The sequence below is a fragment of the Ramlibacter montanisoli genome, assembly GCF_013087525.1.
In the GTDB taxonomy this organism is placed as follows: Bacteria; Pseudomonadota; Gammaproteobacteria; order Burkholderiales; family Burkholderiaceae_C; genus Ramlibacter; species Ramlibacter montanisoli.
Window position 1 is genome coordinate 3,989,147 of sequence record NZ_JABFCS010000001.1, and the last position, 16,530, is coordinate 4,005,676.

The following is a 16,530-nucleotide window of genomic DNA, read 5'->3' on the forward strand; positions in this document are numbered from 1 at the left end:
CGCGTGCGCCCCCAAAAGGACAAGGTAGTGGAGTTTTTCAAGATCCGGCGGGACATCCCGTTCATGAAGAACGCGCTCGTGTTCAACGTGATTTCCCTGGTCACGTTCCTCGCGGCGGTGTTCTTCCTCTTCAGCCGGGGGCTGCACCTCTCGGTCGAATTCACCGGCGGCACGGTGATGGAGGTGAGCTACTCGCAGCCCGCCGACATCGAAAGCGTGCGCCGGGCGGTGGCCGGCCTGGGCTATGCCGACGTGCAGGTCCAGAACTTCGGGACCGCCCGCGACGTCCTGATCCGGCTGCCGGCGCAGAAAGGCGTCAGTTCCGCGCAACAGAGCGACCGCACGATCGCCGCCCTGAAGGCGACCGATCCGGCGGTCACCCTGCGCCGGGTGGAATTCGTCGGCCCGCAGGTCGGCGAGGAGCTCGTCTCCAACGGCCTGAAGGCGCTGGCGATGGTGGTCGCCGGCATCATGGTCTACCTGGCGCTGCGCTTCGAGTGGAAGTTCGCGGTGGCGGCGATCATCGCCAACCTGCACGACGTGATCATCATCCTGGGCTTCTTCGCCTACTTCCAGTGGGAGTTCTCGCTGGCGGTGCTGGCGGCGGTGCTCGCGGTGCTGGGCTACTCGGTGAACGAATCGGTGGTGATCTTCGACCGGATCCGCGAGACCTTCCGGCGCCAGCGCAGGATGAACACCACCGAGGTGATCGACCATGCGATCACCTCCACCATCAGCCGCACGATCATCACGCACGGGTCCACCCAGATCATGGTGCTGTCGATGCTGCTGTTCGGCGGCGCCACGCTGCACTACTTCGCGATGGCCCTGACCATCGGCATCCTGTTCGGCATCTACTCCTCGGTGTTCGTCGCCGCGGCCATCGCCATGTGGCTGGGCATCAAGCGCGAGGACCTGGTCAAGGGCGGCGTGAAGAAGGATGGCGACCCCGCCGATCCGAACGCCGGCGCCACCGTCTGAGGCAGCGAAGGCATGTCGTCCACGCTCACTCCCCGCCGCCGCGCCGCTCGCGCGCCAGGCGCGCGAGCGTTTCGTGGCGCACATGCAGGGGGTGTTGCCGGAGCTGGCGGAAGCGCTGCGCAACCGGCTGACCGAGCAGATGGGCGCGGCCAAGAGCGGCCGCGACATGCAGCAGCGGCGCGATGCGCTGGTGGAGTTCGAGCAGGCTGCGGCCAAGTGGGTCGACGCCGTGGCGCGCGCCTGGCGCCGCGCCGTGGTCCCGCCCACGGCGACCGGGCGGGTGCGCGTGGAGCTCGCCACGCTCGAACTGATCGGCGATGACGTCGTCGAGAACAAGATCCTCTCCTCGCGCCTGGCGATGGCGGTGCAGGAGAAGGCGGTGTGGGACCTCAACGACCTGAAGCTGCGCATCACGCACCTGGAAGGCGGCGAGGAACTGGCCACCGAGGACGTGCTGCGCCCGGAAGCGCTGGCGCAGGTGCTGGTGGAGCAGTGGTCGGCCGTGAAGCTGCCGCGCGAGAGCTGGGTCGCGTCCAAGGACGTGATCCAGGAGTTCATCGTCCCGCGGGCGATGGAGGGCTACCAGCAGGCCAACGAATTCCTGGTCGACAGCGGCGTGCTGCCGCACATCGACCTGCGCGCGCGCGTCAAGCGCCCGCCGCAGCAACCGCAGCAGCCGGCGCCTGAAACAGGTGTCGCGCGCAGTGGCGGTGGCGGTGGCGGTGGCGGCCCCGGTGGCGCGGGCGGCGGCGGTGGAGGTTCGGGCGCCGGCACCGGAGGTGGTGGCGGCGGTGGCGGTGGAGCCGGAAACGGCGGCGGTGGCGGTGGAGCCGGAAACGGCGGCCGCGGCGCGGGCGGGTCCGGCGCTGCCGGCTCCGGCGGTGGCGGAGGTGGCGGAGGTGGCGGTGGATCCGCTGGTGGTGGCGCGGCCGGCACGGCCGCCGGCAACATGGCCGATTCCTTCTTCTCGTCCGCCGAAGTCATGAACGGCCAGGGCGGCGGTGGCGACCCGACGGCGGGCACGCCGCTCGGCAAGGCCAAGGCGCGCGCGAGCGGCGTGCTCGGCCAGCTCAAGCGCCTGCTGCGCGACAAGGTCGGCGCCGGCGCCGACGGCCAGGAAGGCGGCACGCGCACGCCGCCTTCGCCCTCGCTGGTGGCCGCGGTCACGCACCACGCCACGCAGGTCCAGACGCAGGTGCAGACCCGCGTGAACGACGCCATGACCGTCGGCGACATCGTCATCTTCGACGACGACGCCGTGGAGCAGGTGGCGATCGACCTGCGCCAGCGCTCGCAGGAACTCAAGCAGCGCGCGTCCACGAGCAGCGAAAAGGCCACGATCGAGATCGTGGCGCTGATGTTCCAGAGCATCCTGGCCGAAGAGCGCATCCCGCCCGCGGTGCGGGTGTGGTTCGCGCGCCTGCAGATGCCGGTGCTGCGCGTGGCGCTGCAGGAGCCCGAGTTCTTCGGCTCGCTGGAGCACCCGGCGCGCCAGCTGATCGACCGCATGGGATCGTGCGTGCTCGGCTTCGACGCCACCGCCATCGGCGGCAGCGCGCTGGAGACCGAGATCCGGCGCGTGGTGCAGGTGATCGAGCAGTACCCCGAGACCGGCCGGCGCGTGTTCCAGCTGGTCTACGACGAGTTCCAGCGCTTCCTCTCGCGCTTCCTCACCGAGAAGGGCCCGACGCAGAAAAGCTGGTGAGCGTCGCCCAGCAGGTGGAGCAGAAGGAGACGATGGCGATCCAGTACACCATCGAGCTGCGCAAGATGCTCAGCGACGTGCCGGTGCGCGAGGAGATCCGCGAGTTCCTGTTCAAGGTCTGGGCCGAGGTGCTGGCCGTGGCCGCGGTGAAGAACGGGCCGCAGCACACAGAGACGCTGGCGCTGAAGAAGTCCGCCAGCGACCTGGTCTGGGCCGCCAGCGCCAAGCCGAACCGGCACGACCGCGCCAAGGTGATCCAGGACCTGCCGGACCTGCTGGCCCGCCTGCGCCGCGGCATGTCGCTGCTCGGCCTGAACTCCGCGGACCAGGAGAACCACATCAAGGTGATCGGCGACACGCTCGCGGACGCCTTCCTGTCCAAGACCGAGGCGATCCCGCACGCGCGCATCGAGGAGATGACGCGCCGGCTGGCGAACCTGGAGGACTTCGTGTCCGACGACGACGCCGGCGAGCTGCCGCTGGACCAGGAAAGCATCGAGATGATGCTGGGCATCGACGCGTCGATGATCGAGGTGATCAGCACCGGCGGCTCGCAGCCGAGCGCGGCGATGATGGGGTGGGCCAACGAGCTGCAGCCAGGCACCTGGTTCACCATGGACCACAACGGCCGCATCGCGCAGGCACAGTACGCCTGGTGCAGCGACCGGCGCCAGCTGCACCTGTTCGCCGCCAACGACGGCTACTGCTACCTGATGCCGCTGCGCCGCCTGGCCTCGTACCTGCAGGCCGGGCTGCTCACGCCGACCGAAGAGGAAGCGCTGACGGTGCGCGCCACGCGGGATGCGCTGGCCAAGCTGGATGCGAATCCGGAGCGGCTGCTGCAGTAAACCCGCAGCTCAGTGCGCGACGCGATCCTCGGAGTCGTCGCACAACTCGTCGAGCACCAGCGCATCCGGCTCGATGCTGAAGCGCCAGTAGACCATCAGCACGATGATCTTCAGCGCGTCCAGCGGCACCGGGTCGCCCGGGGCGGCCATCGCGCGGTCGACGACGATCTCGCGCAGGGCCGCGGGCAGCACGCCGGCGCTTTCGAGGAAGCTGAGGAAGCCGAGGCAGTCGGCGCCGAGGTGGTCCTGTTCCGCGATCGAGAAGACCCGCATGCTGGTCTCGCTCGGCTCCGGCGCCCATTCCAGCTGGGACTCCTCCGGCACGCAGATGTTCTGCGCGGCGACGTTGAGGCCGTCCAGCCAGACCAGGGCCTGGTGGATCTCCTCGGGTTCGAAGCCATGGGCGCTGAGCTTGCGTTCGAGCTGGTGGGGCTCGGGGCAGGCATCGCCGCGCCAGTAGTTTTCGTAAACGAACACCAGCACTTCAAACATGAACCTCAATATAGCCCCAGCGCGCGCGGCCGGGCCACGCGTTTCGCGCGCGCTGTTGCGGCAGCGCGTCGCTTTACACGCCGCTTTACGCGCTCGCGAGACGCTGGAACAGGCCGCCGGGCAAGCGCGCCACCTGGCCCGCGAGTTCGAGCTCCAGCAGCTGCGCCTGCAGTAGCGGCGCGGGGATGCCGGTGCGCGCGATCAGCGCATCCAGCCCCATCGGGTCGTAGCCCATGGCATCGAGCAGCGCGCTCTCGCCTTCCGGCTCTTCGCCCGCCGCCGGCGCGGGCGCGGCGGGCAGCACGAAGCGCAGGTCCTCCAGCACGTCCTGCGCGCTTTCGACCAGCTTGGCGCCCTGGCGCAGCAGCGCATGGCAGCCGCGGGCATGGGGTGAGTGGATCGAGCCGGGGATGGCGAACACTTCCTTGCCCTGCTCGCTGGCCAGGCGCGCGGTGATCAGCGAGCCGGACTGCAGCGCCGCCTCCACCACCAGCGTGCCCTGGCCGAGCGCGGCGATCAGCCGGTTGCGGCGCGGGAAGTTCTCCGGCAGCGGCGGCGTGCCCAGCGGATATTCGCTGACGATCATCCCGCGTTCGGCGATGCGGTGCGCGAGTTCCAGGTGCCGCTTGGGATAGACGCGGTCCAGGCCGGTGCCCACCACGGCGATCGTGGCTACCGCACCGGCGGCCGAGCCTTCCAGCGCGCCGTCGTGGGCGGCGCCGTCGATGCCCAGTGCCAGGCCCGAGACCACGGTCACGCCGGCCTCGGCAAAGGCCCGGGAGAAGCGGCGCGCGTTCTGCAGTCCCTGTGGGGTGGGATTGCGGCTGCCGACGACGGCCAGCGCGCGCTGCGGCGTTTCCGCCAGCAGGCCCATGCGATAGAGCATCAGCGGCGGATCCTCGATCGCCAGCAGCGCCTGCGGATAGCCCGCATCGCCCAGCGTCAGCACCTCGCGCCGGTCGGGGTCCTTGGCCAGCCAGGCCAGGGTGGTGTCCAGCAGTTCATCGAAGCCGGCGGGGTCCTTGCGCAGGGCGCCGGCGCGGGCGCCCACCACCTGCGCGAGCGTGGCCTCGTCCTGGGCAAAGATGGAAGGGGGCAGGCCGAAGGCCGCGAGCAGCTTGCGTGCCGCCTGCGGGCCGAGCCCGGGATTCAGCGCGAGGCGCAGCCAGCCAGCCAGCTCGTCGCGCTGCATGGGCGCGCGCTCAGCGGGGGTTGGTCACCCGGTCGCCGATGGAGACGGTGTCGGTGATCTCCAGCACCAGCGCATAGGACAGCCGGTCGAAGGTGCGGAACACCATCAGCAGGCCGCTGCGCTCGTCGGGCAAGCTTCACCAGGGCGCGCTCACCCGCTTCGGTGCGGTCGTCGACGCGGCGGCCGCTGCGCAGGATCTGCAGCACGTTGCCCGGCTCCAGGCCGTCCACCATGCCCAGGCTCAGGGCCACCACCTGGCTCTGACCCACCAGCGTCACGGCATCGCCGTAGACGGAGACGATGGCACCGTCCACCGGCAGGCGCGGGGCGCGCGGCACGTAGCTGCCGAAGCCGCGCACCGGCTCGGGCATCAGGCGGTCGCCGACGCGGATTTCTTCCTTGGCGCGGGTGATGTCCACGGTGGCCGGCACGATGGTCGGGCGGGTGCCGCCACCGGCCATCAGCACCGGCTGCACGCTTTCGCTGCGCACCAGTTCGGCGCTGCCCAGGTACTTGGCTTCGTAGCCGAGGACGGCGCCGGTGATCGGGTGCTTCAGCGGCACGGCGTTGCGGTAGATGCGGAAGGCCTCGACCACGCGCGGGTCGGTTTCCACCCAGCGGCATCCCGTTGCGGCCGCGGGCATAGGCGCGGTCGCCGCTGGTGATCAGGACGCGGTCTTCCGGCAGGCCGACGATGCGCGGCGTCATGTCGAGGTCGCCCTCGTTGACGATGATCGCCTCGTTCAGGAAGGGCTCGATGATGTGCGGCGGCAGCGTCGGGATCGACATGTCCACCAGTCCCGCCATGCGGGTGCGCGGCGAGACGCGCACGGTCTGCGTGTCGGCGCCGGCGGGCGGTTGGCCGAAGCGCAGGCGCGCCAGGCCGCCGATCTTTTCCAGGTAGAGCGTCTGTCCGGGGTAGATGCGGTGCGGGTTGCGCACGTCTTCCATGTTCATGCCCCAGAGCTCGGGCCAGCGCCACGGGCTCTTGAGGAACTTGCCGGAGATGGCCCAGAGCGTGTCGCCGGACTTGACCGTATAGGTGTCTGGCGCGTCAGGTGCGAGCTCGGAGAGCGGCACGCCCGCGGACGCGACCTGCTCCGCGGTCGAACGCTGTGCCGGCGTGATGGGGAAGTTCTGCGCACTGGCCGTGCCTGCCAACCCCCTCCCACGATCAGCGCGGCGCAAGCTGCGATCGTGCGGGTTGCCAGGCCAAAAGCTGCCTTGGTTGGAGCCATCTGGTTTTCGTCCGCTCTTGACAAGTTGCTGCCGATTCTGGCTTCAAGTCCTTGATCGGGCAATGTTTATTGCCTATGTGGGCTGATCGCAACGGCAAAAGTGGCGAAAATAGCGACAAGAGCTCCACCTGTCGCCCATGGCACTCCTTCCAATCCTTACGTACCCCGATCCGCGCCTGCATACGGTGGCAAAACCGGTGCAGGCAGTGGACGCGCGCATCCGCGCGCTGATCACCGACATGCTCGAAACCATGTACGACGCCGACGGCATCGGGCTGGCCGCGACGCAGGTCAACGTGCACGAGCGGCTGGTCGTGATCGACACCTCGCAGGAGCGCAACCAGCCCCTGGTCCTGATCAATCCCGAGATCACCTGGGCCAGCGAGGAAAAGCAGGTCGGCGACGAAGGCTGCCTGTCGGTGCCCGGCATCTACGACGGCGTGGAGCGTTCCACCTCGATCAAGGTGCGCGCGCTCGACGGCGACGGCCAGTCGCGTGAACTCGCCGCCGAAGGCATGCTGGCGGTGTGCATCCAGCACGAGATGGACCACCTGATGGGCAAGGTGTTCGTGGAATACCTCTCGCCCCTGAAGCGCAACCGGATCAAGACCAAGATGCTCAAGGCCCGCCGCGACACCGAGCGGGTGTGAAGGAGACCGCCATGCGCACCCTGCTCGCCCTGCTCGCACCGGCCTTGCTGCTGGCAGCCTGCGCACATCCCTGGAACACCGCGAACATCGCGCCAGGCAGCACCCGCGAGCAGGTGCTCGCCAGCGCCGGCCAGCCGTTCGCCGTGCTGCCGCTGCCGAACGGCGGCCAGCGCATGCAGTACACGCTGCAGCCGATGGGGCAGCAGGCCTTCATGGTGGACCTCGATGCCAGCGGCCGCGTGGTGCGCAGCCGGCAGGTGCTGACCGAAACGGAATTCGCCCGCATCGAACCGGGCCGCTGGACCGTCGCCGACGTGCAGCGCGAGTTCGGCCCGCCGGCGCGCGTGGACGGCGTCTCCAGCTTCCGCGGCTCGATCCTGACCTACCGCTGGCGCGACCTGGGCAACGCCGACATGTTCTATTGGGTCTACGTCGATCCGCAGGGCGTGGTGCAGCGGGCCCATCCGGGCATGGAATTCCGCAACGACCGGGACGCCCGCGAGTAATGCGGGTCGTTTTCGCGGGCACGCCCGAATTCGCGCGGGCGGCGCTGGAGCGGCTGGCCGCCGCCGGCTTCACCCTTCCCCTGGTGCTCACGCAGCCGGATCGCCCGGCCGGTCGCGGCATGAAGCTGCAGCCGTCGCCGGTCAAGCAGTTCGCGCTGGAGCACGGCATCGCGGTGGCGCAGCCGCGCAGCCTGCGCCTCGACGGCAAGTATCCCGACGACGCAGCGGCGGCACGCGCCGCGCTGGTCGCGGCGAAGGCCGACGTGATGGTGGTCGCCGCCTACGGCCTGATCCTGCCGCAATGGGTGCTGGACCTGCCGCGCCTGGGCTGCCTGAACATCCATGCCTCGCTGCTGCCTCGCTGGCGCGGCGCCGCGCCGATCCACCGCGCGATCGAAGCGGGGGACCGCGAGACCGGCGTGACCATCATGCAGATGGATGCCGGCCTCGACACCGGCGACATGCTGCTGATGGAACGCGTGGCGATCGCGCCGGACGACACCACCGCGACGCTGCACGACAAGCTGGCCGCACTGGGCGGCCGCATGGTCGTGGAGGCGCTGGAGCTGGCCGCCTGCGGCGGGCTGCGTCCGCAGCGGCAGCCGGCAGAAGGCGTGACCTACGCGCACAAGATCGAGAAGGTGGAAGCGGCGATCGACTGGTCGCAGCCCGGCGAGGTCCTCGCACGTCGCATCCGCGCCTTCGATCCCTTCCCCGGTGCCTCGGCCCAGGTGAACGGCGAGACGGTGAAGCTCTGGCGGGCGCAGGCCGTTCCGGGCCGCGGCACGGCGGCGGCCGGCACCATCGTCGCGATCGACGACCACGGCGTGGGCGTGGCCTGCGGCGACGGCAGCCGGCTGGAGATCACCGAGCTGCAGCGTGCCGGCGGCAAGCGCCTGCCGGCCGCCGACTTCCTGCGCGGCTTCCCGCTGGCCGCGGGCATGCGCTTCGAGGCCTGATGTTCTTCCTGCGCGCCATCCACCGCCATCCCGAGTTCCGGGAAGGCATGAAGGCCACGGCTTCGGTCGCGCCCGGCATCGCCGCCTGGGGGCTGATGACGGGCGTGGCGATGGTGAAGTCCGGCATGAGCGTGATCGAGGCGGTGGCCATGACGCTGCTGGTATATGCCGGCAGCTCGCAACTGGCCGCGATTCCGCTGATCGTGGCCGGCGCGCCGGCCTGGGTGATCTGGGCCACCGGCTTCTGCGTGAACCTGCGCTTCGTGGTCTTCAGCCTGCACCTGCGCACCTACCTCATGCACCTGCCGCGGTGGCGGCGGCTGGTCAACGGCTTCCTCACCGCGGACCTGAGCTACGCCGTCTTCACCGCGCGCTTTCCGCAACCGGGCGCCGACGCGCCCGCGCGCCTCGCGCAGGAGTCCTTCCTGGCCGGCAACTACTTCGTGACCTGGGTGGCGTGGACCGGCGCCAGCCTGGCCGGCGTGGCGCTGGGCAACGCGATCCCGAGCGCCTGGGGCCTGGGCTTCGCGGGCGTGCTGTGCCTGGTGGGCGTGCTGTGCTCGCTGGCCAACACGCGGCTGCGCGTGCTGGCCGCGCTGGTCGCGGGCGCGGCGGCCGTCGCCGCCTACAGCCTGCCCTTCAAGCTGAACATCGTGGCGGCCATCGCGGTCGCCGTGCTCGCCTGCTTCTGGCTGGAAGGGCGCACGCGGCCCGCGCCGCGGGGGCGCACCGCATGAGGGGCGCGACCGATTTCTGGACGCTGTTCGTGATCGCCGGCCTGGCCGGCATCACGGTGCTCACGCGCTGCTTCTTCTTCATCCTCGACCGGCCGTGGACGCTGCCCGCGTGGGCGCACCGCGCGCTGCAGTACGCGCCGGTGGCCGCGCTCGCGGGGGTGGTCGTGCCCGAGGTCGTGATGAGCAACGGCCAGCTGGTCGCCACCTGGCAGGATGCGCGCCTGTTCGCCGCGCTGGCCGGCGCCGCGGTGTACTTCTGGCGGCGCAGCGTGCTGCTGACGCTGCTGCTGGGCATGGCCGTCTATCTGCCGCTGCACCTCGCCCTGGGCTGGTAAGCCGCGCGTAGCAGGGGCTTCCTAGAATGGGAGGTTTTCCCCTCCCACGAACAGAAGCTGTCATGAACGTCCTGCGCTTTTCCGATCTGTGCGACCAGGGCCGCGCCCGCGGCCGCCGCGTCTTCATCCGGGCCGACCTGAACGTGCCGCAGGACGAGGCCGGCAACATCACCGAGGACACGCGCATCCGCGCTTCCGTGCCCTGCATCCAGATGGCGCTGGCCGGCGGCGCGGCCGTCATGGTGACCTCGCACCTGGGGCGTCCCACCGAAGGCGAGCTCAAGCCCGAGGACTCGCTGGCACCGGTGGCCAGGCGCCTGTCGGAGCTGATCGGCCGTCCGGTCACGCTCAAGCAGGACTGGCTCGGTGGCGTGGACGTGCAGCAGGGCGAGGTCGTGCTGCTGGAGAACTGCCGCGTGAACAAGGGCGAGAAGAAGAACAACCCCGAGCTCGCGCAGAAGATGGCCGCCCTGTGCGACATCTACGTGAACGACGCCTTCGGCACCGCCCACCGCGCCGAGGCCACCACCTACGGCATCGCGCAGTACGCCAAGGTGGCTTGCGCCGGCCCGCTGCTGGCCGCCGAGATCGACGCCATCACCAAGGCGCTGGCCAACCCGAAGCGGCCCTTGGTGGCCATCGTCGCCGGCTCCAAGGTGTCGACCAAGCTGACCATCCTGCAGTCGCTGGCGAAGAACGTGGACCAGCTGATCGTGGGCGGCGGCATCGCCAACACCTTCCTGCTGGCCGCCGGCCTGCCGATCGGCAAGTCGCTGGCCGAGGCCGACCTGGTGCACGAAGCGCAGGCGGTGATCAAGGCCATGAAGGCGCGCGGCGCCGAAGTGCCTATCCCCACCGACGTGGTGGTGGCCAAGGCCTTCGCGGCCGATGCGCCCGCGACGGTCAAGGCCGCCAAGGACGTCGCCGCCGACGACCTGATCCTGGACATCGGCCCCCAGACCGCCCAGAAGCTCGCGCAGCAGCTTTCAAGTCGGCCGGCACCATCGTCTGGAACGGGCCGGTGGGCGTGTTCGAGTTCGACGCCTTCGCCAAGGGCACCGAGGTGATCGCCCGCGCGATCGCCGACTCGCCCGCCTTCAGCATCGCCGGCGGCGGCGACACGCTGGCGGCGATCGCCAAGTACGGCATCGAGCAGGACGTGGGTTACATCTCCACCGGCGGCGGCGCCTTCCTGGAAGTGCTGGAAGGCAAGACGCTGCCGGCGCTGGAGATCCTGGAGAAGCGCGCCGCGGGCGCCTGAGCGGAAACCCTGTAAGCGCTTGCGGTTAGGCCAATGCCCTCAGCCGCTTACATATGTTTACGACTTGTGCCCGACGGTCGCGGCCGGGACACTGCCCTCACAACAACGACGTCGTGAGGAGTCCATGCAGTCCAACGAGAACGCGTCCCTGGTGCTCGACGCGCTGTCCACGCGCGTGCTGCGCACCCTGTCGCCGGGTGCCTGGCGCAAGCTGTTCCTGCGGCCGCACCAGGAGGTGATGCAGTTCGCGCCCGCGCGCGGCACCTTCCTGTGCGCCGCGGCGCAGGTGCCGTCCTGGGGCGCCGGCGGCGACCTGCAGTCCGAGCTGTCCTTCCTGGCCGCCACCCACGGCGGCGAGCTCGACCCGTGCCCGCAGTCCACCGCGCTGGTGCGTTTCGACGACCCGCAGGCGGCGCTGGACATGGCCCGCGAGATGCAGAACATGATCTGCGACCTGCGCTTCCAGGTGGGGCTGGTGTCGGGCGACTGCACGCTGGCCTGCCTGCAGCTGGAAGGCCGCGTGCTGCGCGTGCTGGTCGGCGAGGCCGTGGACCGCGCCGAGGCGGTCACGGCCATGGCCTCGCCCGGCACCATCCGCATCGCGCCGGAAACCTTCGCGCTGCTGCAGGAGGACATCGTCGGCATGTCGCACTGGATGGTGACCACCGAGTACGAGGGCGACTGCATGACGGCGGCGTCGCTGACGCTGCCGCCGCGGGGGAACGCGCAGCTCAGTACCTTCGCGGGGCTGGGGCTGACCTGAGCTAGGAGGCGGACGGGCTGGTCGCGTTCCCCGCGTAGTCCGTCCAGCAGCGCCGATCGAAGTCATACAGCTTGCAGCGGCGCGCGGTGTCGAAGTACCAGCGCCAGGAGAAGGGCTGCACCACGATCCGCCCGGGCAGCATGTGTTCCAGCTTGCCCTGCGCATCCTTCAGCCGGTACAGGGGGATGGTCATGTCCACGTGGTGCGCCGTGTGCTCCATGATGTGGTGCATGGCGCCGCCGATGCCGAAGGGGAAGGTCAGGTGCACCGTGGTGGAGACGAAGGGCTGCGAGCGCGACCACTCGCCGCGCTCGTCGTGCCAGTGCACCGCCGTGTGCGTGTGGTGCACGTACACCACGAAGCCGATCATGGCGCACCAGAACAGGAAGGGCACGACGAAGCCGGTGAGCAGCACGGGCAGTAGCTCGCGCCCGGTGAAGTGCGCGACGAGCGCCAGCGCCGCGACCCACAGGAGCGCGAAGCCCGACACCAGCAGGTTGTCCCACAGGAACACCGGCCGGCGCGTCGGCATCTGCTTGCGCGTGGGGAAGAACATGCGCTTCCACCAGATCTCCACCATGTAGTACAGGCCCGGGCCCCAGCCGCTGCGGTAGATGCGGTCGAGGCGCTGGCCGGCCGGCGTGAGCGCGGCGTACTCCTGCGGGGTGCACGGCGCCCACACGAAGTCGAAGCCCTTCAAGTTGGTGTAGCCGTGGTGCACCACGTTATGCCCCACTTCCCACAGGCTGTAGGGCGTGAGCGAGGGCAGGAAGGCGATGCGGCCCAGCCAGTGGTTCAGGCGCCGGTTGGGCGTGAGGCTCTGGTGGCAGGCATCGTGGCCGATGATGAACAGGCGGCCGATCACGAAACCGGCCGCCAGGCCGCACAGCAGGTTGGCCCACCAGGCCTGAAGCAGCACGGCGCCCGCCAGCGCCGCCAGCAGCAGCGCGTAGTCGAACGCCAGCAGGGCGATCGGATAGACCGTGGCGCGGGCCGACAGCGGCAGCAGCCACTGGCGGATCTCCTTGCGGTGCGGCATGGCCGCGGACGGGGGATGGGAGCGGAGGTGATCGACATGAACCGGCCATGCTAGGTCCCGCGAGCACCAGCCCGGCTGATCTTCATCAACTGGACCGGCCCGGCCCGTGTTGGTAACCCGCCCGTAACCGCTTCCGTGTGAGAATCCGAAACTAAATTACACGGAGAAGTCCCTTCATGGCCCGTCGCGCCACCAAGATCGTCGTCACCCTGGGCCCCGCTTCCAGCGAACCCGCCGTCCTGGAGCGGATGATCCGCGCCGGCGTCAACGTGGTGCGCCTGAACTTCAGCCACGGCACCGCGCAGGACCACATCGCGCGGGCCGAACTGGTGCGCAAGGCCAGCCAGGCCGCTGGCCGCGAGGTGGCCATCATGGCCGACCTGCAGGGTCCCAAGATCCGCGTGGGCAAGTTCGCCGAAGGCAAGGTGATGCTGGAGGCGGGCGCGAAGTTCGTGCTGGACGCGGGCCGCACGGAGCCGGGCGACATCCACGCCGTGGGCCTGGACTACAAGCGAGCTGCCGCGCGACGTGAAGCCGGGCGACTCGCTGCTGCTGAACGACGGACTGATCGTGCTGGTGGTGGACTCGGTCAAGGGCGACCAGATCCGCACGACCGTGAAGCTTGGGGGCGCGCTGTCCAACAACAAGGGCATCAACAAGCACGGCGGCGGCCTGACCGCGCCGGCGCTGACCGCCAAGGACATGGAGGACATCCGCACGGCGATGGCCTTCCAGGCCGACTACGTGGCGGTGAGCTTCCCCAAGAACGCCACCGACATGGAGATGGCGCGCCAGCTGTGCAACGTGGCGGCCGCGGAATTCCGCCACAAGCCGGCGCTGATCGCCAAGATCGAGCGCGCCGAGGCGATCCCCAACCTGGAGGCGATCCTCAAGGCCAGCGACGCCATCATGGTGGCGCGCGGCGACCTCGCGGTGGAAGTCGGCAACGCCGCCGTCCCCGCCCTGCAGAAACGCATGATCCGGCTGGCGCGCGAGCACGACAAGGTGGTGATCACCGCCACCCAGATGATGGAGTCGATGATCTCCGCGCCGGTGCCCACCCGCGCCGAAGTGAGCGACGTGGCCAACGCGGTGCTCGATGGCACCGACGCCGTGATGACCAGCGCCGAGACGGCGACCGGCAAGTACCCGGTGGAAGTGGTGCAGCAGATGGCCAACATCTGCGCCGAGGCCGAGATGGCCGAGGACGTGCGGCTGGATGCCGACTTCACCGGCATGGCCTTCTCGCGCATCGACCAGTCGATCGCGATGGGCGCGCTGTTCACCGCCTACCACCTGGGCTGCAAGGCGATCGTCGCGCTGACCGACTCGGGCTCCACCGCGCTGTGGATGAGCCGGCACCGCATCCACATCCCCATCTATGCGCTCACGCCCAAGCAGGCGACGCAGCGCCGCATGGCGCTGTACCGCAACGTCACGCCGCTGCTGATGGACCAGAGCGCCGAGCGCGACACCGCGCTGGCGGAAGCCGAGGCGCACCTGAAGAAGCGCGGCATCGTCGCCTCCGGCGACATCTACGCGATCACCTGCGGCGAGCCCATGGGCGCGCCCGGCGGCACCAACATGCTGAAGATCGTGCGGGCGGCGTAAGGATCCGTCATCCCCCGCGCAGGCGGGGACCCAAGGCGCCCTCTCCGGTGCCCTGGATTCCCGCCTCCGCGGGAATGACGAGGAGGCTAGAATTCGGCGCAGTTACCGCGCGGTTACGTCGACCGTGCCGCCCCCTCCGTCGTACCTCCCCAGGAACTGCCATGCCCATCGTCTCCATGCGCGAACTGCTGGACCACGCCGCCGCGAACGGCTACGGGATTCCCGCCTTCAACGTCAACAACCTCGAACAGGTGCAGGCCGTCATGGAGGCGGCCAAGGAGACGGGCGCGCCCGTCATCCTGCAAGCCAGCGCCGGCGCCCGCAAGTACGCGGGCGAGTCCTTCATCAAGCACCTGATCCAGGCGGCCGTCGAGGCCTACCCGAAGATCCCGCTGGTGATGCACCAGGACCACGGCCAGAACCCGGACGTGTGCAAGGGCGCCATGGACCTGGGCTTCTCCTCGGTCATGATGGACGGCTCGCTGGAAGGCGACGGCAAGACCATCGCCAGCTACGACTACAACGTGGACGTCACCCGCAAGGTGGTGGACATGGCGCACAAGCTGGGCGTGACGGTGGAGGGCGAGCTCGGTTGCCTGGGCTCGCTGGAGACCATGCGCGGCGACAAGGAAGACGGCCACGGCACCGATTCCACGATGACGCGCGAGCAGCTGCTGACCGACCCGGAGCAGGCCGCCGACTTCGTGAAGAAGACGCAGCTGGATGCACTGGCCATCGCCATCGGCACCAGCCACGGCGCCTACAAGTTCACCCGCAAGCCCACCGGCGACATCCTGGCGATCGACCGCATCAAGGAGATCCACCGGCGCATCCCCAACACGCACCTGGTGATGCACGGCTCGTCCTCCGTGCCGCAGGACCTGCTGGCGATCATCCGCCAGTACGGCGGCAACATGAAGGAAACCTACGGCGTGCCGGTGGAGGAGATCCAGGAAGCGATCAAGCACGGCGTGCGCAAGATCAACATCGACACCGACATCCGCCTGGCGATGACGGGCGCGGTGCGCAAGTTCCTGGCGGAGAACCCGGACAAGTTCGACATGCGCGAGTGGATGAAGCCGGCGCGCGAAGCGGCGAAACAGATCTGCAAGCAGCGCTACATCGAGTTCGGCTGCGAAGGCCAGGCCGGCAAGATCAAGGGCGAATCGCTGCAGGTGGTGGCCACCAGGTACGCCAAGGGCGAGCTGGCCCAGACGGTGAACTGACCGTCAGGCGCGCTTGCGATAATGCACGGCCCGCGCATCGCGGGCCGTCGTCTTTCGAGCCCCTGCATGACCGCCGCCCTCCACACCTCCAACATCACCTCGCTGCCGCTGCTTGCCCGCGGCAAGGTGCGCGACAACTACGCGGTCGGCCAGGACCGCATCCTCATGGTGGCGAGCGACCGGCTGTCGGCCTTCGACGTGATCATGGGCGAGCCCATCCCGGGCAAGGGCGAGATCCTCACCAAGATGGCGCTGTTCTGGTTCGCGAAGCTGGGACACGTCTGCCCAACCACCTGACCGGCGAAGCGCCCGAATCGGTGGTGACGCGCGCTGAGGTGCCGCAGGTCCAGGGCCGCGCCATGCTGGTCAGGCGCCTGCAGCCGATCATGGTGGAAGCGGTGGTGCGCGGCTACCTGGCCGGCAGCGGCTGGAAGGAGTACCAGGAGACGCAATCGGTGTGCGGCGTGCCGCTGCCGGCGGGCCTGAAGAACGCTTCGAAGCTGCCCGAGCCGATCTTCACGCCGGCGGCCAAGGCCACCTCCGGCCACGACGAAAACGTGAGCTACGAACGCGTCGTGCAGATGATCGGCGCCGCCCACGCGGCGAAGATCCGCGACCTGAGCATCCGCCTCTACAAGGAAGCGGCCGACTTCGCGCTGACCAAGGGCCTGATCATCGCGGACACCAAGTTCGAGTTCGGCCTGGACGACCAGGGCCAGGTGGTGCTGATGGACGAGGTGCTGACGCCGGATTCCTCGCGCTACTGGCCGGTGGAAGGCTACCAGGCCGCGTTCGCCAGGGGCGAGAACCCGCCGAGCTACGACAAGCAGTTCGTGCGCGACTGGCTGGAGGGCGTCAAGGTCGACGGCCATCCCTGGGACAAGACGCCGCCCGCGCCGCGCCTGCCCAAGGACGTGATCGAAAAGACCGCCGCCAAGTACCGCGAAGCGCTCGACCGCCTGGTGTCGTAGCCGCGTGTAAAGGGCC

General features: G+C 69.4%; 12 protein-coding genes and 4 pseudogenes. 12 read left to right on the forward strand and 4 right to left on the reverse strand.

Annotated elements, in window-relative coordinates; all coding sequences use genetic code 11:
• Positions 1 to 27: 27 nt before the first annotated feature.
• Together secF and HK415_RS27470 are read left to right on the forward strand one after the other, a co-directional pair.
• The gene (gene secF, locus HK415_RS19705) at positions 28 to 981 is read left to right on the forward strand and encodes a protein translocase subunit SecF (protein WP_171562195.1); all 954 of its coding nucleotides are present in this window, start codon (positions 28 to 30) and stop codon (positions 979 to 981) included.
• Positions 956 to 3,534, forward strand: a pseudogene (locus HK415_RS27470) (DUF1631 family protein). The gene secF and the pseudogene HK415_RS27470 overlap by 26 nt, the downstream one beginning before the upstream one ends.
• Before the next feature lie 9 nt (positions 3,535 to 3,543).
• On the opposite strand, the gene HK415_RS19720 reads toward HK415_RS27470, so the two are convergent.
• From HK415_RS19720 to HK415_RS26620, 3 genes are all read right to left on the reverse strand, one after another.
• Positions 3,544 to 4,026: a Smg family protein gene (locus HK415_RS19720; RefSeq protein WP_171562199.1), complete on the reverse strand. Its 483-nt coding sequence runs from the start codon at positions 4,024 to 4,026 to the stop codon at positions 3,544 to 3,546.
• Between the two features lie 85 nt (positions 4,027 to 4,111).
• Positions 4,112 to 5,218, reverse strand: coding sequence for a DNA-processing protein DprA (gene dprA / locus HK415_RS19725; RefSeq protein ID WP_171562207.1), 1,107 nt, complete (start codon positions 5,216 to 5,218; stop codon positions 4,112 to 4,114).
• Entirely contained in the window at positions 5,176 to 5,832 is a 657-nt protein-coding gene (locus tag HK415_RS26620; protein ID WP_309246870.1) for a hypothetical protein, read from the reverse strand. Before HK415_RS26620 ends, dprA begins: the two co-directional genes overlap by 43 nt.
• 761 nt (positions 5,833 to 6,593) lie before the next feature.
• Here HK415_RS26620 and def point away from each other — a divergent pair.
• The 7 genes and pseudogenes from def to HK415_RS19765 all read left to right on the forward strand — a co-directional run bounded on the left by def (position 6,594) and on the right by HK415_RS19765 (position 11,667).
• Positions 6,594 to 7,106 carry a peptide deformylase gene (def, locus tag HK415_RS19735; RefSeq protein WP_171562209.1) on the forward strand — a complete coding sequence of 171 codons (513 nt, stop codon included), beginning with the start codon at positions 6,594 to 6,596 and terminating at the stop codon, positions 7,104 to 7,106.
• An 11-nt stretch (positions 7,107 to 7,117) separates the two neighbouring features.
• Complete coding sequence (locus HK415_RS19740; RefSeq protein ID WP_171562211.1) at positions 7,118 to 7,612, forward strand: hypothetical protein; 495 nt, start codon at positions 7,118 to 7,120, stop codon at positions 7,610 to 7,612.
• A complete protein-coding gene (gene fmt, locus HK415_RS19745; RefSeq protein ID WP_171562213.1) occupies positions 7,612 to 8,571 on the forward strand; it encodes a methionyl-tRNA formyltransferase in 960 nt (319 codons plus the stop codon). The genes HK415_RS19740 and fmt overlap by 1 nt, the downstream gene beginning before the upstream one ends.
• Entirely contained in the window at positions 8,571 to 9,308 is a 738-nt protein-coding gene (locus tag HK415_RS19750; RefSeq protein WP_171562215.1) for an AzlC family ABC transporter permease, read from the forward strand. The genes fmt and HK415_RS19750 overlap by 1 nt, the downstream gene beginning before the upstream one ends.
• Positions 9,305 to 9,643, forward strand: a complete 339-nt coding sequence (locus HK415_RS19755; protein WP_171562217.1) for an AzlD domain-containing protein — start codon at positions 9,305 to 9,307, stop codon at positions 9,641 to 9,643. The genes HK415_RS19750 and HK415_RS19755 overlap by 4 nt, the downstream gene beginning before the upstream one ends.
• A 62-nt stretch (positions 9,644 to 9,705) precedes the next feature.
• Positions 9,706 to 10,904: pseudogene (locus HK415_RS19760) on the forward strand (phosphoglycerate kinase).
• A gap of 124 nt (positions 10,905 to 11,028) precedes the next feature.
• Positions 11,029 to 11,667, forward strand: a complete 639-nt coding sequence (locus HK415_RS19765) for a hypothetical protein (protein WP_171562219.1) — start codon at positions 11,029 to 11,031, stop codon at positions 11,665 to 11,667.
• Between the two features lies 1 nt (position 11,668).
• Here HK415_RS19765 and HK415_RS19770 read toward each other — a convergent pair whose 3' ends face one another.
• Positions 11,669 to 12,706 carry a fatty acid desaturase gene (locus tag HK415_RS19770; RefSeq protein WP_171562221.1) on the reverse strand — a complete coding sequence of 346 codons (1,038 nt, stop codon included), beginning with the start codon at positions 12,704 to 12,706 and terminating at the stop codon, positions 11,669 to 11,671.
• Between the two features lie 176 nt (positions 12,707 to 12,882).
• Between HK415_RS19770 and pyk the strand changes: the two are divergent.
• The 3 genes and pseudogenes from pyk to HK415_RS19785 all read left to right on the forward strand — a co-directional run bounded on the left by pyk (position 12,883) and on the right by HK415_RS19785 (position 16,514).
• A pseudogene (pyk, locus tag HK415_RS19775) lies at positions 12,883 to 14,317 on the forward strand (pyruvate kinase).
• 161 nt (positions 14,318 to 14,478) lie between these two features.
• On the forward strand, positions 14,479 to 15,543 hold the full coding sequence (gene fba, locus HK415_RS19780) for a class II fructose-bisphosphate aldolase (protein ID WP_171562223.1): 1,065 nt from the start codon (positions 14,479 to 14,481) through the stop codon (positions 15,541 to 15,543).
• Between the two features lie 66 nt (positions 15,544 to 15,609).
• Positions 15,610 to 16,514, forward strand: a pseudogene (locus HK415_RS19785) (phosphoribosylaminoimidazolesuccinocarboxamide synthase).
• Positions 16,515 to 16,530: the final 16 nt, after the last annotated feature.

What these genes read in the sequence shown, in the direction of transcription:
- HK415_RS19720 (WP_171562199.1), bottom strand. Translation starts at nt 4,026, where the DNA reads ATGTTTGAAGTGCTGGTGTTCGTTTACGAAAACTACTGGCGCGGCGAT.
- dprA (WP_171562207.1), bottom strand. Translation starts at nt 5,218, where the DNA reads ATGCAGCGCGACGAGCTGGCTGGCTGGCTGCGCCTCGCGCTGAATCCC.
- def (WP_171562209.1), top strand. Translation starts at nt 6,594, where the DNA reads ATGGCACTCCTTCCAATCCTTACGTACCCCGATCCGCGCCTGCATACG.
- HK415_RS19740 (WP_171562211.1), top strand. Translation starts at nt 7,118, where the DNA reads ATGCGCACCCTGCTCGCCCTGCTCGCACCGGCCTTGCTGCTGGCAGCC.
- fmt (WP_171562213.1), top strand. Translation starts at nt 7,612, where the DNA reads ATGCGGGTCGTTTTCGCGGGCACGCCCGAATTCGCGCGGGCGGCGCTG.
- HK415_RS19750 (WP_171562215.1), top strand. Translation starts at nt 8,571, where the DNA reads ATGTTCTTCCTGCGCGCCATCCACCGCCATCCCGAGTTCCGGGAAGGC.
- HK415_RS19755 (WP_171562217.1), top strand. Translation starts at nt 9,305, where the DNA reads ATGAGGGGCGCGACCGATTTCTGGACGCTGTTCGTGATCGCCGGCCTG.
- HK415_RS19765 (WP_171562219.1), top strand. Translation starts at nt 11,029, where the DNA reads ATGCAGTCCAACGAGAACGCGTCCCTGGTGCTCGACGCGCTGTCCACG.
- HK415_RS19770 (WP_171562221.1), bottom strand. Translation starts at nt 12,706, where the DNA reads ATGCCGCACCGCAAGGAGATCCGCCAGTGGCTGCTGCCGCTGTCGGCC.
- fba (WP_171562223.1), top strand. Translation starts at nt 14,479, where the DNA reads ATGCCCATCGTCTCCATGCGCGAACTGCTGGACCACGCCGCCGCGAAC.